This is a genomic window from Dactylosporangium sp. NPDC000244, assembly GCF_040300725.1.
In the GTDB taxonomy this organism is placed as follows: domain Bacteria; phylum Actinomycetota; class Actinomycetes; order Mycobacteriales; family Micromonosporaceae; genus Dactylosporangium.
This window is the reverse complement of sequence record NZ_JBEPEH010000016.1, coordinates 86,534-107,996: the sequence shown is the minus strand read 5'-3', so window position 1 is coordinate 107,996 and position 21,463 is coordinate 86,534. Positions and strand designations below refer to the sequence as shown.

Genomic DNA, 21,463 nt, shown 5'->3' with positions numbered 1-21,463 from the left:
TACCTCATGCATGTTCAGGGTCGAGCCGGTGCGCCACTGCGACTGGTCGAGTACGGCGACTACGCGTGCCCGGAGACCGGCCGCGCCTTCGGCGTCGTGGAACGGATCCAGCTGCACTACGGCGAGGCGCTGCGGTTCGAGTTCCGGCACTTCCCGATGGTCGACGCGCACCCGCGCGCCATGCCCGCGGCGCTGCTGGCCGAGGCGGCCGCGGACGCCGACGCGTTCTGGGGCATGCACGCGCTGCTGCTCACCCACCAGGACGCTCTCGAGGACGAGGACCTGGCCCGCTACGCCGAACGGTTCGGCCTGCCCGACGCGGGTGGCACGCGGGAGCACCACGAACGGGTGTTGCGGGACATGGCCGGCGGCCGCGAGCGGGGCGTGCGCGACTGCCCGGCGTTCTTCGTGAACGGGACGATGCACGCGGGGCCGAACGACTTCCCCACGCTCACCGGGGCACTCGGGGTGACATGAGGGTGAACTGGTTCGATTGCCCAATCGGTTACGGGACCGGCACTCTAGGATCTTTGAGAAGAAACACAGCCAATTTTGAGCTGAAAGAAGGTTGCCCCTAAGGGGCACAGGGCAACCTGTAGGGGATGCGGAACCGGTACGTAGACCTCCTGCGAGCCGTCGCGATCATCCGCGTGGTCACGTACCACACCCTCGGATTCGCGTGGCTGACCGTCGTCTTCCCTGCCATGGGCCTGATGTTCGCGCTCGGCGGCTCGCTCATGGCCGCCTCGCTCGATCGTTCGGGCGCGAAGGCGATAGGACGGCGGATGCGCCGCATCATCATCCCGTTCTGGGTCCTCGGTGTGTTCGCCGTCACGCTCATGTCGCTGTGGGGCGGCATGGGGCACAGCTGGCGGACGCTGCTGTGGTTCCTTCCGCTCAACGACCCGCCGACCACCGAGAACGGCGGGCTCTGGTTCAGCCAGATCTGGTACGTGCGCTCGTACCTCTGGTTCATCATCGCCTCGCCGGTGCTGCTGTGGGTGTTCCGCCGCTGGCCGATCCCGAGCGTCCTGGTGCCGTTCGCGGTGCTGGTGGTGCTGTGGGAGACCGGCCACGGCTCCGGCGGCATCGTGCGCGACTTCTTCATGTACGCGCCGGCCTGGATGCTCGGTTTCGCACACCACGACGGCACGCTGCAGCGCATCTCGAAGAAGATCCTCTGGCCCGCGTGCCTGGTGATGGGCGGCATCGGCCTCGCGCTGCTCTTCCACACGCCCGGCCCGCGCGGGTACGACCTCAACGACGCCCCGATCGCGGACACCCTGTGGTCGACGGCCTTCCTGCTCGTCATGCTCCACGCCGCGCCGGCCGCGCTCTCGCTCGGCGCCGCGGAGCCGGCGGTCGAGGCGATCAACCGCCGTGCGCTGACCATCTACCTGTGGCACGAGGCCGTGATCACCTTCGTGCGCATGGTGGGGGTGTGGCTCGGCATCACGCTGGTGGGCGGCTACCACAGCGCCGTGCAGCTGACGCTGGTCGCGGTGCTGACGGCGGCGCTCGTGCTGGGCCTCGGCTGGGTCGAGGACCTCGCGGCGAAGCGCCGGCCGCAGCTGTGGCCGCTGCCGAAGCGGACGCCGGCACCCAGAGGGGTCGAGCAACCACAGCCCGTACCGGCGTAGAAGAGTCGGGAAAAAGCAAGCGCGACACGCCGACACTGGTCTTTGCTGGAACTTGCTGGAACCGGTTACCGTGCCGTTCGTGTCCGAATCGATCTCGGCCCCGGGCGAGCGGATCGAGCTGCTCGAGCGCCGGATCGACCGGCTGCGCGGAGACCTGCGCCGCGCGGCCACCACAGGGGATCGTGCCCACGCCCGCACCCTGCGCGCGGAGCTGCGCCGGGTCGAACAGGAGTGGGACGAGGCGCTCGCCCGTCTGGAGGAGCGGGCGCCGGTCGTACCGCGCCAGCCCGCCGCGCCGCCCATGCTCTCGATCCGGGAGCAGGTGCATCACGCGCTCACGCTGCTGACGGTCCCCGCCGCGCCGAAGCTCATCATCGCCGTCCACGACGCCTTCTTCCCGGGCGAGCTCGTGGCCGCGCGCCTGACGAGCCTGCGCCGCGACGAGGAGCGCTCGTTCAAGGTGGCCCCCTACGGCCGCCCGTACTACCTCTGCCCCGCCCTGACCGCCGACCTGCTCGCCCCGGCGCGCGGCCTGCTGGCCATCTCCACCTGGCCGCTCGCGAACCGCGTCGTCGGGCCGCTCAGCGCCCGGGTCGACTTCCTCGTGGCCGCCGTCAAGGTCGCGCAGCGCGTGGCCCAGCTCCCCGACGACGCCCACGACGCGCGCCGGCTGCTGTGGCGCTTCGCCGCCGGCATCCCGGGCGCGGCCTCGGTCGCGGGCGGCGCCGACCCCGGCCTGGTCGCCAAGCAGGCCGAGGCCGAGCTCGACGTGCACCTCGAGGCCGACTCCGCGGACCGCGCCGCGGCGGCCTCCCGCGCGCAGGACCGCCTCGACGGCGCCGAGGCCCTCTTCGGCGCCCGTCTCCAGCGCCTGCGCAAAACCGCGAAGTGAGATGAGACCCGCATGGACGCACTGGTAGACCGGTTGGACCGCATCCGCGGCACCGTGGCGCCGCGCAACCACAACGCCCGCACCATCGCCGCGCTCACCACCAACCCGGGCTGCGGCCGGCGGGGGCTGATGGACGCGGCCGGGGTGAACAAGGGCGCCGTCGCCGGGCAGCTCGGCTTCCCGGCCGCCTTCGGCCAGTCGCGCTTCGCGATCGCCCGCGGCAACGCGTTCGAGGCCCAGGTGAAGGCCGACGGCGCGGCGGAGCTGCTGCAGCTGCTGCGGGAGCGGCTCGGGCTGGCCATCCCCGAGGTGGCCTACGACGACCTGTCCAACGTCGGCGGCAACGCCAGCCGCGAGGTGCGCTACGCCCGCACCCGCAGCCTGCTGGCCCGCGCGGCGGCCGAGCGCGACGACGCCGGCACGCTCTTCGACCACCCGATGCTGCGGCTGGACATCGCGGGCTACTACGCGTACCTCGAGCCGGACCTCATCGCCTTCCGCGCCGGCGGGCGCTTCCACGTCGTGGAGATCAAGTCGTTCGCGGTCATCGACGGGCAGGCCGACCCCGGCAAGGCGGCGGCCGCGGCCAAGCAGTCGGCGGTCTACGTGCTGGCCATGCGCGAGCTGCTCGGCGAGCTGGGCTACCCGCCGGAGTCCGTGTCGCACAACGTGGTGCTGGTCTGCCCGGAGAACTTCGCCAACCGGCCGACGGCCACCCTCGTCGACGTGCGCAAGCAGCTCACCGTCCTGCGGCGGCAGCTGTCCCGGCTCACCCGGCTGGACAAGATCCTCGACGCGCTGCCGTCCGGGCTCTCCTTCGACCTCGCCTACGACAGCGACCAGAACGCCACCCGCCCGCCGGACGAGCTGCACAAGGCGGTCAGCGAGATCGACGCGCGCTACAGCCCCGACTGCCTCGGCTCCTGCGAGATGGCGTTCTTCTGCCGCGACGAGGCGGCCGGCTCGACCACGGCGCTGGGCCGCTCGATCCGCGACGACCTCGGCGGCGTCGAGAGCGTCTCGACCGTGCTCGGCCTGGCCCGCGGCACGCTCACCCCGGGCGCGGGGCAGGAGGAGATCGCCGGGCTGCTGCGGGTGGCCCACCGGCTCCGGCGCGAGTGCCTGGAAGGAGCTGTGTGAGCGTCCTCACCGCGCTGGCGCGGGCCGAGGCCGTCGAGTCCGGGCGCGCCCAGCCGCTGACCACGGTCCGGCACACGCACGTCGCCGAGCGCCCGCTGGTGCTCGTGCCGCTGGCCCTGGCCGGCGAGGCCGCCGCGCCCCTGGCCGCCATGGTCGGCACCGACCGCGGCGACGGGCGGCTGCTCGCCGTGGCCAACCCCCGCGACCGCACCCAGCGCTTCCAGTTCGTCGCGCAGCTGGCGAAGATCTTCCTGACGTACGTCGAGGGCTGCTCCCGCGCCGTCGACGCCACGCACACCGCGAAGCTGCGCTACGCCGAGGCGCCCCAGGTGCTCGTGCCCAACCGCGGCGGCGTGGAGTTCATCCGGCTGCTGGGCCGCTCGACCCGCTTCCGGCGCACGTACGGCCCGCACCCGGTGCACCGCACCGTCCCGCTGCTCGGCCAGTGGTTCACGTTCCTGCGCGAGCGGGCCGACCACCCGGGCTCGGCGATGCTGCTGGCGATGACCGAGGTGCTCGGCGAGCACTGGGCGACCGGCCAGAGCGGCCTCGAGGACGCCAACCTGGCCGCGCTGCTGGGCTGGATCGACCCGCCGGACGGCCTCGACGGCGCCGCCGCCGCGGAGCTGGCCGAGGATCCGCTGCGCTGGCCGCCGGCCGGGCCGAGCACCGACCCCACCTTCGACAACGAGATCCTGGCCCCGGCCCTGAGCGCCTACGCCCGCGCCGCCGACCCGCAGGCGCAGAGCCGGGCCGAGTCCGCGCTCGGCGGCGCGATCCGCGAGCAGCTGGAGCCGACCTGGGGGCTCATGTGGCGGGCCGTGGACCTGCTGCGGGCCCGGCCGGCGGGCGGCTCCGTCGAGGCCCGGTGGGCGATCGACCGCGACGTGTTCACGGTGTACCACATGTCCCTGGCCGAGGGCACCGCGCTGCCGCAGCCGAGGCGGGACAGCGCCGTCGCCGCGGCCGGGCGCCTCGACCGCCTGGAGCGCGAGCAGGCCCGCTACGAGGCCCAGCGCGCGCTCGACGACCCGCTCGTCATGGCCGAGTTCCGGCTGTCGGGGGAGGCGTTCACCGGCACCGTCGTGTCCGCCTCGCCCAACCGCGTCGACACGTCCGGCAAGAAGGCGGCCCTGCGCCCGCACATCACCGTGCAGACCGAGGACCCGGTGCGGCTGGAGCCCGGCGCGCTGCTCGTGTCGCCCGCGCGCCTGTCGCAGCAGGCGATGGTCGTCTCGGTGTCCTCCGTGGACGTCGTGCTGGAGCTGTCGAAGGGCATGGGGCGCTCCACCAAGCAGGCCCCGCCCGGGTCGGTGCCCGAGGTCGGGGAGGTCGTCACGTACGGCCCCGTCAGCGACGCCTACCAGCCGCCCGGCCGGTTCCCGTCCCGCGAGGACACCCCGTGGACGCACGGCGGCCCGCCCCCGGACTACCAGCCCAACGACATCGACGCCGCGGAGGACTGGTCGTGACGGTGATCGACGACATCCTCACGGACTTCGGCCAGGCGGTCGGGCGCGGGGTGGTCGTGGACTCCCCGCCGGGCGCCGGAAAGTCCACACTGGTCGTTCGCGCCGCCCGCACCATGGCCGAGGCGGGGGAGCGGCTCATGGTCGTGGCCCAGACCAACGAGCAGGTCGACGACCTCATCGACCGGCTCGCCTCGGCCGCGCCCGCCATCGAGATCGGGCGGCTGTCCGCGTCCACGTACGTGCCGGCCCAGCGCGTGGCCAAGCACGGCTCGGTCACCGTCAGCGGCGCCGTCTCCGACGTGCAGACCAGCGCCGTCGTCATCGGCACGGCCGCGAAGTGGGCCACGGTCACCGAGGGCACCTGGGAGCGGGCGATCGTCGACGAGGCGTACCAGATGCGCTCCGACATGCTCCTGCGCGTGGCCGGCCGGTTCTCCCGGGGCCTGTTCGTCGGCGATCCCGGCCAGCTCGACCCGTTCTCCGTCGTCGCCGTCGAGCGCTGGGCCGGGCTGTCCTGGGACCCGATGCAGAGTGCCGTCGCCGTGCTCCTGCGGCACAACCCGGACCTGCCCGTGCACCGCCTGCCCGTGTCGTGGCGGCTGCCCCCGTCGGCGGCGGAGGTCGTCTCGGCGGCGTTCTACCCGTTCACGCCGTTCGAGGCCGGCACCAGACCCGCCGACCGCAGCCTCGAGTTCTCGGTGCGGGCCATCGGCGGCGACGCGCGCGTCGAGGCGTCCCTGGAGACCGCCCGGCGCACCGGCTGGGCCCTGCACGAGCTGCCGCCCCGGCACACCGTGCGTACCGACCGCGAGGCCGTCGCCGCCATCGCCGACCTCGTCGTGAACCTGCTTCGGCGGGGGCCGATCGCGTACTCCGAGCACGCCCCCGAGGGCCGCCCGGTGACCGCGGACCGGGTCGCCGTCGGGGCCGCCCACCGCGACCAGGTGGCCGCGATCCGGCTGGCCCTCGCCGACACCGTCGCCGCCGACGTGACCGTCGACACCGCGAACCGGCTGCAGGGCCGGGAGTACGACGTGACCGTGATCCTGCACCCGCTCTCGGGCCGCCGCGACGCGAGCGCGTTCCACCTCGAGGCGGGGCGGCTGTGCGTGCTCGCCTCGCGGCACCGGCACGCGTGCATCGTCGTGGCCCGGGCCGGCATCGCGGAGCTGCTCGACACCCACCCCTCGGCCGAGCCCGTCCACCTCAACGTGCCCGTGCGCTTCCCCGACGGCTGGGAGGCGAACCAGGCGATGCTCGCCCATTTGTCCACTGTGGACGCCTAGGGACGACCGCGGCCCCCGCACCGGTCGGATCGGTGCGGGGGCCGCGGCCGTAGGGGAGAGGAGGTTACCGCTTGATTCGTTTCTTCACGCTCTTGCCGGTGCTTCGCAGGGCCCGCATCGCCCGCTGCTGCGGGGTCTGACTCGCCTTGCGGCGCCGTACGACCGCCACCACCGCCACGACGACGGTGGCGAGTCCGGCCGCGGCGGCGGTCACCAGCGGAACGGGACGACGACGTGCCACGTCCTTGGTCTGCTCGGCCAGCTCGGCCGCGCTCTCCTTGGCCTTGGTGGACAGGTCACCGACCGCCTGGCCGAAGTCCTTGCGGGTCTCGGTCATGCTCCCGTTCGCATGTGTCACGCTCATCGCTGCCCCTTTCTCTCTTGTCTCGGGGATGCCCAATCGGCCCGCCGGCCAATCACGATCAGGCCGATCCGTCGCCCAGAATGGTGACGAATACCCCGAAATCAGGCGAAAGCCAGCGTGACGTGCAGGGCGGCGTGGTCGGACGCGATGATCCCAGCGCCGACCGAGTGGCCGCGCAGGTCCAGGCCGCGCACGAGCACGTGGTCGATCTCCTCGGCGGGGTGGTCGGCCGGGAACGTGCGCACCGGGCGGAAGGGGGCGAGCGGATCGGTGAAGCCGGCCGCGGTGATCGCGGTGAACGGGGCGCTGCCGGGCGTGATGTTGAGGTCGCCGGCGATGAGGACCGGGCGGTCGCCGGCGAACCGGGTGGCGAAGGCGGCGATCTCGCCCGCCTGCCGCAGCGGCTCGGCACCGGGCGGCGGCTGGATGTGCGTGGCCACCACGGCGAGCTCGCGGCCGCCGACCGTGACGATCGCGCCGAGGGCCTGCGCGCCCGTCGGGGCGCCGACGGCGGTCAGCGGCACGGACTCGACGGCGGAGACGGGCAGGCGGGTCAGGATCGCGTCGCCCCACACCGCGTCGGCGGCGGGGCCGAACCAGTACCGCATCCCGAGCCTGCGCGCGAGCACGGCCAGGGTGTCGTGGCCGCCGTTGAGCAGCCAGGCCCGGTCGACCTCGGAGAGCAGGACGATGTCGGCCGGGGTCGCGCGGATCGCGGCCACCAGGTCGTCGGGGTGGAAGGTGCCGTCGAGCCCGAAGCCCATCCGGATGTTGTACGCCGCGATGCCGATCTCCCGCGGGTCCCCGCCGGCCCGGGGCGAGGGCGGGACCCAGAGCCCGGCGAGCGGCAGGACCAGGCACGCGGCCCCGGCCGTGGCGAGGGCGCGCCGCGGCAGCCGGACGGTCACCGGCCCGGCCCCGCGCAGCAGCGCGCCGGCCGGGATGAGCGCGACCGCGACCGGCACCCACTGGTTCGGGTAGCCGATGTCGTAGGCGGCGTAGTACGCGATCGCGGCGACGCCGAACACGAGCAGGCCCAGGGTCGCGGCGTAGCCGGCCCGCGGGGCCGAGCGCCCGCCGGCCAGCCGCAGCGCGAGGCCGAGGCTGGGCGCGCCGAGCAGCAGCGCGAGCCACAGCGGGGCGGGGGCGGCGAAGTCGTAGGCGAAGCAGGCGGCCGAGGCGACGAGCAGCACCGCGGCGATCACGCACGCGACGCGGCCGGAGGGCACCCGGGGCGCGAAGGCGACGGCGAGGAACGCGAGCACGGCCAGCCCGATGCCCAGCGGCGGCAGCAGGGCGGGCGGCGTCGTGGCGAAGCCGTCCGTGCCGTAGGAAGCGGCCACGGCGGCGACGGCGGGGGAGAGGGCGTACATCCCGGTCAGCAGCATCACCGGGCCGGCCAGGAACCAGCCGCCGGCCGCGGGCCGGGCCGCGGTGTGCTCCAGCCCGGTGGTGCCGTAGACCAGCGCGACGCCGAACACCAGGCTCAGCGGGACCGCCACCCACCAGGCCCGCCAGGTCGCGTCGACGGTGCCGAGCGCGGCGTGCTCCAGGGCCGCGGTGGCGAGGCCGGCCGGGACGCCGGCCGCGGCGCGGGCGCCCCCCGCGGCGGAGGCGGCCAGGAAGGCGAGGCCGGCGAGCAGGCCGGCCGAGGCGACGTAGAGCTGCGGCTGTCCACCGTGGACGAACACCAGCGCGAGCCGGGCCAGGGCCAGGATCACCCCGGCGGTCAGCGCGAGGCGGCGGGGGCCGAGGCGGTTCGCCAGGGGTGCGGCCGCGACGCCGGCGACGAACCACGCGAGCGCGAAGGCGCCCATGAGCTCGGCCGGGGTCGAGGCCGCCTGCCCGAAGATCGTGATGATCGACGGGAGCCAAACCCGCAGGACATCGAGCAGCAGCAGGATGCCCGCGGCGGTCGCGACGTCAGTCTTCGCGGACCACGACCTGGACGGCGGCGTCATCGTCGAGACGATAGCCGACGCCGCGCACGGTGGCGATGATCCGGGCGGCGTCGCCCAGCTTGACGCGCAGCCGGCGGACGTGGACGTCGACCGTGCGCTCGGTGCCGACCATGTCGTAGCCCCACACCTGGCGCAGCAGCTGCGCGCGGCTGAAGACGCGGCGCGGGTGCTCGCAGAGGAAGAGGAAGAGGTCGTACTCGCGGCGGGTCAGCGGCACCGGGGTGCCGTCCTGCAGCACCAGGCGCGAGCCGGTGCACAGGTAGAGGGAGGGCGCGTCGGGCGTGGCCCGGCCGATGCGCTTGACCTTGGGGTCGAGCTCGGCGGCCGCGGCGAGCTCGGGGGCCGGCTGCTCGACCAGGCGCAGGTTGCGCGCCGGAGCGGCGGCGGGAGCGGAGGACGCGGTGCGCGGCAGGGGCGCGGTGCGCTGGATCTGCGGGCCGGCCTGGCTGGCGGCCAGGGCCTCGAGGTCACTCAGCAGGCGGGAGGCCTCCGGTGGGAGCTCCTCGCCGTTGAGCGTGATGTGGACGGTGATGGTGACCACGGAGGGCGCGACGTCGGGCGCGCCCACGACCGAAACGGCCATTTTCAATCCTCTCGAAAACCTTCTGAATGAACGCCGATTTCAACCGGGGGTCACTCGACAAAGGCCGTCGAAATGGTGCTCGCGGCGGGATATCCACATTGGATCAAGCTGCACCTCAGGGCACATGGCACCGACCTTACCAGGTACGTCACATGAAGCGACAGCCGTGTTACGTGCCGCACAGAATAGATCGACAGTAATTCGTCTGACGTTTTGGGGAGGTATTCACCGGCAATTCACGACACCGGTACCCGGATAACTTTGCGTGAGTCGCCGGTTGCGGTCAACCGCTTCTCACATAGTGGAAGATCGGCTGATGTTCTCGTATTGCCATGCACTCATGCAGTGGCGATGGTTCCCCTAAATCATATCGGCTAGGTATAGTCCGGCCGTCCACCATATGAGATGGTGGCCCGCAGTCGACCGGGGCTGACAATACCCGCACCCAGTTCCGTCACACGCTGCCGCAGCCCCCGGTCGGACGTCACCACGACGACGGGCCGATGTGACACATTGTCGCGCACGAGCGCCACAATGTGGTCGTCGCCGGATTGCGGCGCCGCCTCGACCGCCACCCCGTCGATCGGCGCCACGCCGCGGGCCGCGCCCTCCACGACGAGCGTGATCTGACCCGGCAGGGCCGCGGTGTCGCGGGCCGCGAGGGCGTCGCGCAGCCGGGCCGCCGCTCCCGCCCGATCGCGCCACCAGCCGTCGGGCACCGAGCCGACCACGTTGGCTCCGTCGACGATGATGAGCGGGTCCATGTGGCCAGTGTTACCCCGTGCGCTGCGCGGTGGCCACGCGGTTCCCCTCAGCCCGCGCCCCGGCGGGCCGATGTCTGGCCTCGGAGGGCGCCATGGAGACGATGCGGGAGACGGCGGGCCTCACCCTGCGCGCCTTCCTGCGGTACGTGCGCGCCCGGGGTGGCGACGGCGCCGTGCCGCTCGTGCTCGGCCTGGCCGGGGAGACGGAGCCGGCCGAGGCCTACGACGACCCGCGCCGGTGGTGGTCGTACGAGACGAAGATCAACGTGTTCGCGGCCGCGGCCAAGGTGCTGGGCGACGAGTCCATCGGGCTGCACGTGGGCGCGGTCGCGGTGGTGAGTCAGGCCCTGCGGTAGATCGCGAGCTGGGTGGCCTGGGCGACCGGGTGCCCGGCCGCGTCCCAGACCTCGCACACCTGGTCGAGCTGGCCGTCGGTGACCATCCGGGCGTACTGCCGCACCCGCAGCGGCCCCGGCGCGGGCAGCCCCCGCACGTACGCGGTCAGCTCCAGCGTCGGCGTCCACCCGCTGCCGCCGAGCGTGAACGTGGCCGGCGGGAACGCGTCGACGGCGTAGAGCAGCGAAAACGCGTCGAACGGGGTCCCGTCGTCGAAGCTGAGCCAGCCGCGCAGGTCGCCCGGGCGGCTCAGGTCCACCCGCTGGTCGACCTGCTCCAGCATGGTGATGCGCACCCCGGCGCCCGGCGGCTCGACCGGCGTGCGCCGCAGCTCGTCGCGCGGCTTGACGTCGGGCGGCTCGGCCGCGCTGAACCGGGCCTCGCCGGCCGTGGCCACGTCCCCGAGCGTGAACAGCGCCTCCACGCAGATCCGGTCCCCCTGGGTGAGCCGGACCCGGGCCTGGCTCACCGAGCGCCCGTCGCGCAGCGGCTCCACCGCGACCGTGGCCGGGCCGGGCTCGGGCGGGGCCATGTACACCGCGCTCGCGCTCAGCGGATGCGGGTGTGCGGCCGTCACCGCGGCCCGGGCGAGCACCGCCAGCAGATATCCGCCGTTCGGCCGCCCGCCGACAGTCCACTGTGGATCCAGCCGGGCCGTGCCGTCCTCGACCGCGGTCGCCTCCGCGAAACCGGCCACCGGGGCCTCCTTCTGCTTTGATGAAGCCTATGGCGCGCACGCGGCTCTACCGGGGCGGTCGGCTGGAAGCCGAGGACTTTCCGCTCGACGATATCTCCGAGCATCTCAAGGACTCCGCCGCGGTCGTGTGGCTCGACCTGACCGACCCCGGGCAGGACGACTACGACCGGGTCCAGGAGGAGTTCGGGCTGCACCGGCTGGCCATCGAGGACGCGTCGTCGCCGCACGAGCGGCCCAAGCTCCTGCACTATCCGGGGCATCTGTTCTTCAACGCGTACCAGGTCACCTTCCACGGCGGCGACGGCGCCGAACTGCACGAGGTCTCCGCGTTCCTGACCCGCCAGGCGCTCATCACCGCGCACGGGTCCGGCTTCGACATGGACGCCGTGGTCGAGCGCTGGGACGCCACCGGCGAGCTGGCCGGCCAAGGGGTGCCCTACCTCGCCCACGGCCTGCTCGACGTGATCGTCGACGGGCAGTTCGACGCGGCGCAGGCCCTCGACGACGAGCTCGAGGAGCTCGAGGACCAGCTGTTCCAGGAGACCGCGCAGGCGATCCGCGACGTGCAGCAGCGCAGCTTCCGGCTCCGCAAGACGCTCGGGCGCATCCGCAAGGTCATCCTGCCCATGCGCGAGGTGGTCGGCAGCCTCATGCACTCCCGCGAGTACCTCGTCGACGACGAGATGGTGCCGTACTACCAGGACCTCTACGACCACGTGCTGCGCGTGACCGAGTTCACCGAGAACCTCCGCGACTTCACCGCCACGATCCTGGAGTCCAACCTGGCGGTGCAGGGCAACCGCCAGAACACGGTGATGAAGAAGGTCACGAGCTGGGCCGCCATCATCGCCGTGCCGACCGCGGTTACTGGTTACTACGGGCAGAATGTGCCCTATCCGGGTTCTGACAAGCTGTCGGGGTTCATCACCTCGGCCGCGCTGATCGTGGTGCTGTCCGTGGTGCTGTACGTCACCTTCAAACGCAAGGATTGGCTATGACTGAGCACTTCGACGTCGTTGTCCTGGGCGCCGGCCCGGGTGGGTACACCGCCGCGGTGCGGTCCGCGCAGCTCGGCCTGCGCACCGCCATCGTGGAGGACAAGTACTGGGGCGGCGTCTGCCTGAACGTCGGGTGCATCCCCTCGAAGGCGCTGCTGCGCAACGCCGAGCTCGCGCACATCTTCAACCACGAGGCGAAGACGTTCGGCATCTCGGGCGAGGTCACGTTCGACTACGGCGCGGCGTTCCAGCGCAGCCGCAAGGTGGCCGACGGCCGCGTCAAGGGCGTGCACTACCTGATGAAGAAGAACGAGATCCGGCAGTACCAGGCCAAGGGCTCGTTCGTCGACGACCACACGCTGCGGGTCGGCGACGAGACCATCACCTTCGCCAACTGCATCATCGCCACCGGTGCCACGACGCGGCTGCTGCCCGGCACCTCGCTGTCGGAGCGGGTCGTGACCTACGAGGAGCAGATCCTCAGCGAGGACCTGCCCGAGTCGATCATCATCGCGGGCGCGGGCGCCATCGGCGTCGAGTTCGCCTACGTGCTGCACAACTACGGCGTGAAGGTCACCATCGTCGAGTTCCTCGACCGGATGGTGCCGCTCGAGGACGCCGAGGTGTCGGCCGAGCTCTTCAAGCGGTACAAGCGCCTCGGCATCCAGGTGCTGACCTCCACGCGGGTCGAGACGGTCGAGGACACCGGCTCGGGCGTGAAGGTCACCGTGAGCTCCGGCGGCAAGAGCCAGACGCTCGAGGCCGGCAAGCTCCTGCAGGCCATCGGCTTCGCGCCGCGGGTCGAGGGCTACGGGCTGGAGAAGACGGGCGTGCGGCTCACCGAGCGGGGCGCCATCGCGGTCGACGGCCGGCTGCGCACCAACGTGCCGCACATCTTCGCCATCGGCGACGTCACCGCCAAGCTCATGCTCGCCCACGCGGCCGAGTCCATGGGCATCGTCGCCGCCGAGACGATCGCCGGGGCCGAGACGATGGAGCTCGACTACGTCATGATCCCCCGGGCGACGTACTGCCAGCCGCAGATCGCCAGCTTCGGCTGGACCGAGGAGCAGGCCCGGGAGAAGGGCTTCGACGTCAAGGTCGCGAAGTTCCCGTTCACAGCCAACGGCAAGGCGCACGGGCTCGGCGACCCGACCGGGTTCGTGAAGATCATCAGCGACGGGAAGTACGGCGAGCTGCTCGGCGCCCACCTGATCGGCCCCGAGGTCACCGAGCTGCTGCCCGAGCTGACCCTGGCCCAGCAGTGGGACCTCACCGTGCACGAGGTCGCGCGCAACGTCCACGCCCACCCGACCCTGGGCGAGGCGGTCAAGGAGGCCATCCACGGCCTGGCCGGACACATGATCAACATGTAGTGCGACATCGGGCATCTCCCCGGTCCAGCCTGCGGGATCGGCGGGTGGCGCCCTTCACCCGCCGATCGCGCTCGGTAGGCTTTTGGTCATGCGCCAGGAGTGGCACCACTTCACGTACCCCGGCCCGGAGATCTCCCGCGTCGCCGTCCCGGGCAACTCCGACGACGACGTGTTCGGCCTCGACCGGTGGCGGTCGCTGCCCCGGGCGCAGACGCCGCCGTGGCCGGACCCGGTCGCGGTCGACGAGGTCGCCGGCCTGCTGTCCTCCGTCCCGCCGATCGTCGCGCCCTACGAGGTCGACCAGCTCCGCGAGCGCCTCGCCCTCGTCGCCGACGGCAAGGCCTTCATGCTCCAGGGCGGCGACTGTGCCGAGACGTTCGCCGACAACACCGAGGCGCACGTGCTGGGCAACGCCCGCACGCTGTTGCAGATGGCGGTCGTGCTGACCTACGGTGCCTCGCTGCCGGTCATCAAGATCGGCCGCGTCGCCGGCCAGTTCACCAAGCCGCGCTCGTCCGCGCTTGACTCGCTGGGCCTGCCGGCCTACCGCGGCGACATGATCAACTCGCTGGACCAGGACCCCGAGGCCCGCATCGCGGACCCGCAGCGCATGGTCCGGGCCTACGCGAACTCGTCCAGCGCGATGAACATGCTGCGGGCGTATCTCGGGGGCGGCATGGCCGACCTGCATGCGGTACACGACTGGAACAAGGGTTTTGTCGTGACCTCGCCCGCCGGTCAGCGCTATGAGGCCATCGCGCGCGAGATCGACCGGGCCCTGCGCTTCATGCAGGCGTGCGGCGTCAACGACGACGAGGCGCTGCGCACCGTCACGCTGTACTGCTCGCACGAGGCCCTCGCCCTGGAGTACGAGCGCCCCCTGGTCCGCATCGCCGGCGGCCAGCCCTACGGCCTGTCCGGGCACTTCCTGTGGATCGGCGAGCGCACCCGCCAGCTCGACGGCGCCCACGTCGACTTCATGTCCCGCCTGGCCAACCCGATCGGCGTCAAGCTCGGCCCGACCACCACGCCGGAGCAGGCGATCGAGCTGTTCGAGAAGCTCAACCCGCAGAACGTCCCCGGCCGGCTCACGTTCGTGGCCCGCATGGGCAGCACCAAGGTCCGCGACGCCCTCCCGCCGATCGTGGAGAAGGTCACCGCGGCCGGCTGCCGCGTCGTGTGGCAGTGCGACCCGATGCACGGCAACACGCACGAGTCGTCCAACGGCTACAAGACGCGCCACTTCGACCGGATCGTCGACGAGGTGCTCGGCTACTTCGAGGTCCACCGCGAGCTCGGCACCCACCCCGGCGGCCTGCACGTGGAACTCACCGGCGAGGACGTCACCGAGTGCCTCGGCGGCGCCCAGGCGATCGTGGACGAGGACCTGCCCGACCGCTACGAGACTGCCTGCGACCCGCGCCTCAACACCCAGCAGTCGCTCGAGCTCGCCTTCCTCGTCGCGGAGATGCTGCGTGGCTGAGGTCGTCATCGACTTCCGCTCGGACACGCTGACCCGGCCGTCGCCCGCCATGCGTGAGGCGATGGCGACGGCCGAGGTCGGCGACGACGTGTTCGACGAGGACCCGACCCTGCACGAGCTGCAGGCCGAGGTCGCCGCCCTCTTCGGCCACGAGGCGGCCCTGTTCGCCCCGAGCGGCACCATGGCCAACCAGATCGCCCTGCAGCTCGCCGTCCCGCGCGGCGAGGAGCTGCTGTGCGACGCCGCCGCGCACGTGGTGACGGACGAGATCGGCGCGGCCGCGGCCCTCGGCGGCGTGTCGACCCGCACGTGGCCGTCCGCGGCCGCCGACCTCGATCCCGCCACCGTCGCGGACATGATCCGCCCCGACGGCTTCGTGGCCGTCCCGACCCGCGCGATCGCGGTCGAGCAGACCCACAACCGCCTCGGCGGCGCGGTGATCCCGCTCGGCGTCCTGGAGTCCCTGCGCGCGATCACCACCGAGGCCGGCGTCCACCTGCACTGCGACGGCGCCCGCATCTGGCACGCCCACGTAGCCGACGGCGTGCCGCTGGACACCTACGGCCGGCTCTTCGACTCGCTCTCGGTCTGCCTCTCCAAGGGCCTCGGCGCCCCGGTCGGCTCGCTGATCGTGGGCTCGGCCGAGCGCATCGCCGCGGCCCGCAAGCTGCGCAAGCGCCTCGGCGGCGGCATGCGCCAGGCGGGCATCCTGGCCGCGGCGGGCCTCTACGCGCTGCGGCACAACATCCCGCGCCTCGCCGAGGACCACGCCCGGGCTCACCGCCTGGCCGAGGCGCTCGCCCCGCACGGCGTCGTGGACCCGGCCCGCATCCGCACCAACATCGTGCCGCTCGACCTCACGGGCGCGGCGGTGGACGGGCCGGCCTTCGCGGCGGCGGCGCGGGAGCAGGGGGTGCTGGTGTCGGTGCTGGGCCGGCGGCTGGTTCGCCTGGTGACGCATCTCGACCAGACTGCTGACGGCATCGACCACGCGGTGAAGGTGCTGCCGACGCTGCTGTGAGGCTGCTGCACCGACCGGCTCGCGTTCGGCTGATTTTGTCGGGCGCTGCCCTGTCGCCAGCTCGTGCCCGGTGCCCAGCTCCGGCGGCCCGTTTCCGCGTCCGCTGCTCGGCCGATATGTCGGGCGCTGGCGCGCCACGACATATCGGATTTATCGGTTATGTCGCTTTCGCTCTGATCGCTCTGATCGCTCTGACCGCTCCCGTCGCGATCACTGCGCCGACGGCCGTGCGCGCCCGGTGAGCAGGAGCGCGACCAGCGAGCTCGCACAGGTCAGCAGGCCCGCCCAGAGCATGGCGCCGTCCGCCTGCAGCAGGGCGACCAGCGGCGCCCCGGCCGCCGTGCCCACGCCGATCGCCGTCTGCAGCACCGCACCCGAAGCCGCGAACGCCCGGCCGTGCTGCGCGGCCGGGGTACGGGTGCTGATCAGCGCCGACTGCGACACGTTCGCGATCCCGTTGCCGACGCCGCCGGCCGTGGACGCGACGTACGCGAGCACGAGCCCCGGCGCGAGCCCGATCCCCGCGATCCCGGCGCCCGTGAGCAGGTTGCCCAGCGCCAGCAGGGCGCCGCTGGAGAGCCGGATACGGGTGACGAGCTGGGCCCCGGCCAGGGCGCCGACGCCCCACAGCGTGAGGTACAGCCCGTAGCCGGAGTCGCTCGCGCCGAGCTGCCCGACGAACCGGAACGGCGCCGCCACGTTGTCGATCACGCCGCTGCTGACCGCGACGGCGCTGCCGAGCAGGGCGGTGCGCAGCAGCGGGTCGCCGAGGACCAGCCGCAGCCCGCCGCGGGCCGTCTCGCCGTCCGTGGTCGCGGCGGCCGGATGGCGACGGGCCCGCACCGCCGAGCAGGCCAGCGTCAGCAGCGCGAACGTGACCGCGTCGGCCAGGATCGCCGTCGTCGCCCCGAAGGCGCCGGTGAGCAGGCCGCCCGAGGCCGGGCCGGCGATCCAGCCCAGCCCGGTGCCGGTGGCCAGCCGGGAGTACCCGCGCTGCGCACCCCCCTCGCCCGTGATCGCCGGCACCAGCGCCGAGGTCGCCGGGCGCACGAACGCCGAGAGCGCGGTGACCCCGGCGAAGAGCAGGACCGTGGCCCACAGTGCGCCGGCGAGGGCGAGCGGCACGCACAGCACCGCCTGCCCGGCCAGCGCGACGAGCAGCACGGACCGCGTCTCGAGGCGGTCCACGACGCGCCCGGTGAGCGGCGCCAGCACCACGTACGGGATCAGCTCAGCCGCCAGCAACCCCGCCACCCAGCCGCTCCCGTGGGGCTGGAGGCGCAGCAGCAGCGCGACGAGCGCGGCCGCGTCGCCGGCGGTGGACAGCGCGAGCCCGGCGGCGAGCAGGTTGAGATCGCGCCTTGCCACTCGATCGCTCACGGTTCAGGCCCCCGTCCCGTCGCATCGACGGCCACCATAGCGGCCGCGGCCCCGGTCGCGCCTCGTCCGCAACCCGCTGCCACACCCGCCGCCTGCACCGAGACCGTCACGCTCGATCCGCCCACCGCCACCGCGCCTGTTCGGAGCCGCGCCTCGCGCGGCGCCTGTTTCGCGCGGCGGCTGTTTCGCGCGGCGCCTGTTTCGCGCGGCGCCTGTTTCGCGCGGCGCCTGTTTCGCATCGCGGCGGCGTCCGCCGCCGCGATGCGAGCCCGCGGCAAGCGGCGGTCCGTGCGAGCCCGCGGCAAGCGGCGGTCCGTGCGAGCCCGCGGCAAGCGGCGGTCCGTGCGAGCTCATCGCATGGCGTCCGGACGACGACGCCGAACCACCGCGCACAGAAAGCCGCATAACCGAAATGTCGGATATGTCGCGGCGCGAAGCGCCCGACATATCCGGAGCCAAACGACCTCAGGACCGAGGAGCGCTGGACCGCAGCAACGCGATGTCGGCCGCGTGATCGGCGTGATCGTCCCCGCTGGGCGTCTCCACGATGAGCGGCACATCCCGCGCCGCCGGATGCGCGAGCAGCTCGGCAAACGCGGGCGAGCCGATCAGCCCCTTGCCCAGCGACTCGTGCCGGTCCCGCAGCGAGCCGCACGCGTCCTTCGAGTCGTTGGCGTGGATCAGCTTGAGCCGGTCCGGCCCGGCCGCGGCCACCAGCGCGTCCAGCGTCTGCGTCATCCCGCCCGGCGTGGCCAGGTCGTGCCCGGCCGCCCACGCGTGGCAGGTGTCGAAGCAGACGCCGAGGAGTGGGTGCCGGTCGACCGCGTCGAGGTACTCGGCCAGGTGCTCCACCCGCGACGCGAGCGACCGCCCGCCCCCCGCGCTCGGCTCCACGAGCAGTGGCGGCCAGCCCTCACGGCCGGCCTGGTCGAGGAGGGGGAGGAGCACCCGCCGTACCGTCGCGAAGGCCTTTTCCGCGTGCTCCGCATCCACCGCGGACCCGGCGTGGAAGACGACGCCCCGCGCCCCGATCGCCTGCCCGCGCCGCAGTGCGTGCTCCAGCGTCGCGACCGAGCGCTCCACGGTGGCCTCGGTCGGCGAACCGAGGTTCACGAGCAGGGCCGCGTGCACGTAGGCGATCACCCCGCGGTCGGCGCAGCCCCTGAGGAACGCGTCGTCCTGCTTCGCGTCGCCGGCCGCGAGGGCCCAGCCGCGGGGGTTGGAGACGTACACCTGGACCGCCGACGCCGTCGTGAGCTCGACGTAGCGCATGGCGGCCTTGGCGAGTCCTCCGGCGGCGGGCGCGTGCCCGCCGACCGGCGCGATGGTGGCGTCCACTTAGAAGAACGCGAAGAGAGAAACGTGCTGCCCGGGCGTGACCGGCGTGCCGGGCGCCGGGTTCTGCTGGCGCACGGTGCCGAAGCCCTGCGAGTCGACCACCAGGCCGAGCTGCTCCAGCTGGGCCTTGGCCTGGTCGAGCGGCATGTTGCGCACCTCGGGCATCGGGACCTGGGCCGGGCCCTTGGAGATCTGCAGGTCCATGACCATGCCGTCGGTCACGCTGTTGCCGTCGCCGATGCTCTGCGAGACGACCTGGCCCTTGGGCTTGTCGCTCTCGACCTCCTCGACCTTGCCCACGGCGATCTTCACCTTGGCGAGGTCGTTCTTGGCCTGGTCGACGTTCTTGCCCACGACCAGCGGCACCTTGACCGGGTTGGGGCCCTTGCTGACGAACACGGTGATCGTCTGGCCGGGCTTGACCTGGGTGCCGATCTTCGGGTCGGTGTCCACGACGTAGCCCGGGGGCACGGCGTCGTCGAACCGGTCGGCCTTGTTGCCGGTGATCTTCATGGCCTGCAGGTCGACCTGCGCGAGTTCCCACTCCTTGCCGGCGATGTCGGGCACCTTGTAGACCTCGGGCCCGAGCGACAGGGTGAGCGTGATCGTCCCGCCGTCGAGGATGCGCCCGCCGGCCGCCGGGTCCTGGGCGAGGACCTGGTCCTTGGGCACGGAGGCGTCGAACTTCGGGTCGGCGAACTTGACCTTGAATCCGGCCGTGGTGGCCAGGTGCGTGGCCTGCTCGCGGGTCTTGGCCCGCAGGTCGGGGGTGTCGGTGTAGCGGCCGACGCCGAACCAGTAGCCGCCGATGGCCACGAGCAGCCCGAAGGCGAGCATCCCGGCGATCACCGCGAGGCGGGTGCGCGGGTTGGCGTTGATCTGCGCGAGCAGCCCCTGCAGGCCGCCGCCCTCGTCGTCGCGGTGCGCGACCTCGGTCCGGTGCCGGCGGGCGACCGCCTGCGGGGGAGCGGAGGCGGGCAGCCGGGCCCAGGACGGGCGGCGGCTGGCCTGATAGGTCTGCGTCACCGGGTGCGCCTGGGTCAGGGCGTGCGACTGGGGCACCGACTCGACCCGCGGCACCATGACCGTGGGCGGGGCGATCTGCCGGCCGCGGCTGGTGGGCGTGGCGCCGATGTCATCGCGGACGGCCTGCACCTCGGCGAGCATCGCGCCGGCGTCGGTCGGGCGGCCGCCCGGGTCGCGGCGGGTCGCCCGGGCCACGAGGTCGTCGACGGGGGCGGGCAGGCCCGGCACGTAGCGCGACGGGAAGGGCACGTCGCGGTCCACGTGCTGCCAGGCCACCTCGACGGGCCGGTCGGCCTCGTACGGCACTCGCCCGGTGAGCATCTCGAAGAGCACGATGCCGGCCGAGTACACGTCGGTGCGCGGGTCCGCGTGCCCGTCGGTGACCAGCTCGGGGGCCACGTAGGCGACGGTGGCCATGAGGTGCGAGCCGGTCTCGTCGGCGCTCGCCTCGACCGCGCGCGCGAGGCCGAAGTCGGCCACCTTCACCACGCCGTCGATGAGGTTGTGCTGATCGCCCGGCGACTCGGCGACGAGCACGTTCTCGGGCTTGACGTCGCGGTGCACGAGCCCGGCGCGGTGCGCGGCGGCGATCGCGGCGAGCATCTGCTCCATGATCGCGAGCGCTTCCTGCGGCTGCAGGCGGCGCCGCTCGGCGAGCAGCTCGCGCAGGGTGTGCCCGCGGACGTACTCCATGATCAGATACGGCAGCCCCTGGTGGGTGCCCTGGTCGTAGACGGCCACCACGTTCGGGTGGGTGAGCCGCGCGATCGTCTTGGCCTCGTCGGTGAACCGGTCCACGAACAGCGGATCGCGGGACTGCGCGGGATGGATGATCTTCAGCGCGACGATGCGTTCGAGCCGCTCGTCGAGTGCCGTGTAGACCGTCGCCATGCCGCCCTTGGCGACACGCGAGCGAACGCGGTAGCGCCCGTCGACAAGCGCACCGAGAAGAGGATCGGCGACCGTGGTATCCATTGGCTGCGAGTGTACGGCTGGGACCCCTAAATCCTCAGTGCCCTTCGCTTCCATCCGCGGAACGTCCCCATTTCGAGCGCTTTGTCCAGGAGGGTGAGGGCGACAGACTGCTCACCGAGGGTGACGGACTTGCGGACGGGCTGGGGCTCGTGCTCGGCGACGACGTCGGGGTGCTCTCCGGATCCGTCGTCTGCTGTGGCGGTACGACCGCCGGGCCTGTGACGTCGGGCAGCGCCAGCACCTGCGGGGGCGTGGTCCGGCGCACCTGGGGCCGGACCTGGGTCGGCTGCGGCGCCGGCGGGCGGATCTGGCTCGCCGCGCTGCCGGGGCTCGTCGCGGGCGCGGCCGGCGCGGCGACCGGGGCCTCGTAGGGCTCGGGGGCCAGGGCGGCGAGGCTGCCCGCGACCGCGAGGTACGTGCCCGCGGCCCCGCCCGCGACCAGCAGCGCGACGCCGGTCGTGGCCGCGGCCCGGTGCCGGTTGGAGGCCTTCATGACGTGCTGGCCACGGTGGTTTCGGGGGCCGTACTCGGCCGTCTCCGCCATCCGCAGGCGCACGTCGCGGCGGCGGTTCGCGTGCCGGTACATGTCGTAGCACGCGGAGCGCCAGGCACCGGCGACCTCTCGGTGAACCTTGAGCCAGAGCCCCACTGCCCGTTCCTTCCCGATCGCG

Annotated in this window: 20 protein-coding genes; 11 read left to right on the top strand and 9 right to left on the bottom strand. The window is 72.9% G+C overall.

What is annotated here, in order from left to right; all coding sequences use genetic code 11:
• The first annotated feature begins 6 nt into the window (after positions 1-6).
• The 6 genes from ABT369_RS23560 (at position 7) to ABT369_RS23535 (ending at position 6,430) form a co-directional block, all read left to right on the top strand.
• Entirely contained in the window at positions 7-477 is a 471-nt protein-coding gene (locus tag ABT369_RS23560) for a DsbA family protein (RefSeq protein ID WP_350614928.1), read from the top strand.
• Between the two features lie 125 nt (positions 478-602).
• Positions 603-1,640: an acyltransferase family protein gene (locus tag ABT369_RS23555; RefSeq protein WP_350614926.1), complete on the top strand. Its 1,038-nt coding sequence runs from the start codon at positions 603-605 to the stop codon at positions 1,638-1,640.
• Between the two features lie 79 nt (positions 1,641-1,719).
• Positions 1,720-2,532, top strand: a complete 813-nt coding sequence (locus tag ABT369_RS23550) for a hypothetical protein (protein WP_350614924.1) — start codon at positions 1,720-1,722, stop codon at positions 2,530-2,532.
• Between the two features lie 12 nt (positions 2,533-2,544).
• Positions 2,545-3,672: a hypothetical protein gene (locus tag ABT369_RS23545; RefSeq protein WP_350614922.1), complete on the top strand. Its 1,128-nt coding sequence runs from the start codon at positions 2,545-2,547 to the stop codon at positions 3,670-3,672.
• Positions 3,669-5,144, top strand: a complete 1,476-nt coding sequence (locus ABT369_RS23540; protein WP_350614920.1) for a hypothetical protein — start codon at positions 3,669-3,671, stop codon at positions 5,142-5,144. The genes ABT369_RS23545 and ABT369_RS23540 overlap by 4 nt, the downstream gene beginning before the upstream one ends.
• Positions 5,141-6,430, top strand: coding sequence for an AAA domain-containing protein (locus tag ABT369_RS23535; protein ID WP_350614919.1), 1,290 nt, complete (start codon positions 5,141-5,143; stop codon positions 6,428-6,430). The genes ABT369_RS23540 and ABT369_RS23535 overlap by 4 nt, the downstream gene beginning before the upstream one ends.
• A gap of 64 nt (positions 6,431-6,494) precedes the next feature.
• On the opposite strand, the gene ABT369_RS23530 is transcribed toward ABT369_RS23535, so the two are convergent.
• The 4 genes from ABT369_RS23530 to ABT369_RS23515 form a co-directional block, all read right to left on the bottom strand.
• On the bottom strand, positions 6,495-6,794 hold the full coding sequence (locus tag ABT369_RS23530; protein ID WP_350614917.1) for a hypothetical protein: 300 nt from the start codon (positions 6,792-6,794) through the stop codon (positions 6,495-6,497).
• A 101-nt stretch (positions 6,795-6,895) separates the two neighbouring features.
• The gene (locus tag ABT369_RS23525; protein WP_350614915.1) at positions 6,896-8,755 is read right to left on the bottom strand and encodes an endonuclease/exonuclease/phosphatase family protein; all 1,860 of its coding nucleotides are present in this window, start codon (positions 8,753-8,755) and stop codon (positions 6,896-6,898) included.
• Positions 8,718-9,338, bottom strand: a complete 621-nt coding sequence (locus ABT369_RS23520) for a winged helix-turn-helix domain-containing protein (RefSeq protein ID WP_350614914.1) — start codon at positions 9,336-9,338, stop codon at positions 8,718-8,720. The genes ABT369_RS23525 and ABT369_RS23520 overlap by 38 nt, the downstream gene beginning before the upstream one ends.
• Positions 9,339-9,712: 374 nt before the next feature.
• On the bottom strand, positions 9,713-10,102 hold the full coding sequence (locus ABT369_RS23515) for a hypothetical protein (RefSeq protein ID WP_350614912.1): 390 nt from the start codon (positions 10,100-10,102) through the stop codon (positions 9,713-9,715).
• 92 nt (positions 10,103-10,194) lie between these two features.
• On the opposite strand from ABT369_RS23515, the gene ABT369_RS23510 reads away from it, so the two are divergent.
• Positions 10,195-10,458, top strand: a complete 264-nt coding sequence (locus ABT369_RS23510) for a hypothetical protein (RefSeq protein ID WP_350614911.1) — start codon at positions 10,195-10,197, stop codon at positions 10,456-10,458.
• On the opposite strand, the gene ABT369_RS23505 is transcribed toward ABT369_RS23510, so the two are convergent.
• Entirely contained in the window at positions 10,443-11,195 is a 753-nt protein-coding gene (locus tag ABT369_RS23505; protein ID WP_350614910.1) for a thioesterase family protein, read from the bottom strand. The genes ABT369_RS23510 and ABT369_RS23505 overlap by 16 nt on opposite strands.
• A 29-nt stretch (positions 11,196-11,224) precedes the next feature.
• Here ABT369_RS23505 and ABT369_RS23500 point away from each other — a divergent pair, with 29 nt between their 5' ends.
• From ABT369_RS23500 to ABT369_RS23485, 4 genes are all read left to right on the top strand, one after another.
• Positions 11,225-12,193 carry a magnesium transporter CorA family protein gene (locus ABT369_RS23500; protein WP_350614909.1) on the top strand — a complete coding sequence of 323 codons (969 nt, stop codon included), beginning with the start codon at positions 11,225-11,227 and terminating at the stop codon, positions 12,191-12,193.
• On the top strand, positions 12,190-13,569 hold the full coding sequence (gene lpdA / locus ABT369_RS23495) for a dihydrolipoyl dehydrogenase (RefSeq protein ID WP_350614907.1): 1,380 nt from the start codon (positions 12,190-12,192) through the stop codon (positions 13,567-13,569). Before ABT369_RS23500 ends, lpdA begins: the two co-directional genes overlap by 4 nt.
• Before the next feature lie 88 nt (positions 13,570-13,657).
• Positions 13,658-15,052, top strand: coding sequence for a class II 3-deoxy-7-phosphoheptulonate synthase (locus tag ABT369_RS23490; protein ID WP_350614905.1), 1,395 nt, complete (start codon positions 13,658-13,660; stop codon positions 15,050-15,052).
• Positions 15,045-16,073, top strand: a complete 1,029-nt coding sequence (locus ABT369_RS23485; RefSeq protein WP_350614904.1) for a threonine aldolase family protein — start codon at positions 15,045-15,047, stop codon at positions 16,071-16,073. The genes ABT369_RS23490 and ABT369_RS23485 overlap by 8 nt, the downstream gene beginning before the upstream one ends.
• A gap of 210 nt (positions 16,074-16,283) precedes the next feature.
• On the opposite strand, the gene ABT369_RS23480 is transcribed toward ABT369_RS23485, so the two are convergent.
• The 4 genes from ABT369_RS23480 to ABT369_RS23465 form a co-directional block, all read right to left on the bottom strand.
• Positions 16,284-17,441 carry an MFS transporter gene (locus ABT369_RS23480; RefSeq protein WP_350614902.1) on the bottom strand — a complete coding sequence of 386 codons (1,158 nt, stop codon included), beginning with the start codon at positions 17,439-17,441 and terminating at the stop codon, positions 16,284-16,286.
• A gap of 477 nt (positions 17,442-17,918) precedes the next feature.
• Positions 17,919-18,791: a deoxyribonuclease IV gene (locus tag ABT369_RS23475; RefSeq protein ID WP_350614901.1), complete on the bottom strand. Its 873-nt coding sequence runs from the start codon at positions 18,789-18,791 to the stop codon at positions 17,919-17,921.
• Positions 18,792-20,792 carry a Stk1 family PASTA domain-containing Ser/Thr kinase gene (locus tag ABT369_RS23470; RefSeq protein WP_350614899.1) on the bottom strand — a complete coding sequence of 667 codons (2,001 nt, stop codon included), beginning with the start codon at positions 20,790-20,792 and terminating at the stop codon, positions 18,792-18,794. It abuts the gene before it with no gap.
• 34 nt (positions 20,793-20,826) lie between these two features.
• Positions 20,827-21,441, bottom strand: a complete 615-nt coding sequence (locus tag ABT369_RS23465; protein WP_350614898.1) for a hypothetical protein — start codon at positions 21,439-21,441, stop codon at positions 20,827-20,829.
• Positions 21,442-21,463: the final 22 nt, after the last annotated feature.

Bases quoted from the DNA above. Each gene is read 5' to 3' on its own strand.
- ABT369_RS23545 (WP_350614922.1), top strand. From the start codon at position 2,545: ATGGACGCACTGGTAGACCGGTTGGACCGCATCCGCGGCACCGTGGCG.
- ABT369_RS23525 (WP_350614915.1), bottom strand. From the start codon at position 8,755: ATGACGCCGCCGTCCAGGTCGTGGTCCGCGAAGACTGACGTCGCGACC.
- ABT369_RS23515 (WP_350614912.1), bottom strand. From the start codon at position 10,102: ATGGACCCGCTCATCATCGTCGACGGAGCCAACGTGGTCGGCTCGGTG.
- ABT369_RS23510 (WP_350614911.1), top strand. From the start codon at position 10,195: ATGGAGACGATGCGGGAGACGGCGGGCCTCACCCTGCGCGCCTTCCTG.
- ABT369_RS23490 (WP_350614905.1), top strand. From the start codon at position 13,658: ATGCGCCAGGAGTGGCACCACTTCACGTACCCCGGCCCGGAGATCTCC.
- ABT369_RS23530 (WP_350614917.1), bottom strand. From the start codon at position 6,794: ATGAGCGTGACACATGCGAACGGGAGCATGACCGAGACCCGCAAGGAC.
- ABT369_RS23560 (WP_350614928.1), top strand. From the start codon at position 7: ATGCATGTTCAGGGTCGAGCCGGTGCGCCACTGCGACTGGTCGAGTAC.
- ABT369_RS23520 (WP_350614914.1), bottom strand. From the start codon at position 9,338: ATGGCCGTTTCGGTCGTGGGCGCGCCCGACGTCGCGCCCTCCGTGGTC.
- ABT369_RS23500 (WP_350614909.1), top strand. From the start codon at position 11,225: ATGGCGCGCACGCGGCTCTACCGGGGCGGTCGGCTGGAAGCCGAGGAC.
- ABT369_RS23470 (WP_350614899.1), bottom strand. From the start codon at position 20,792: ATGGATACCACGGTCGCCGATCCTCTTCTCGGTGCGCTTGTCGACGGG.
- ABT369_RS23555 (WP_350614926.1), top strand. From the start codon at position 603: ATGCGGAACCGGTACGTAGACCTCCTGCGAGCCGTCGCGATCATCCGC.
- lpdA (WP_350614907.1), top strand. From the start codon at position 12,190: ATGACTGAGCACTTCGACGTCGTTGTCCTGGGCGCCGGCCCGGGTGGG.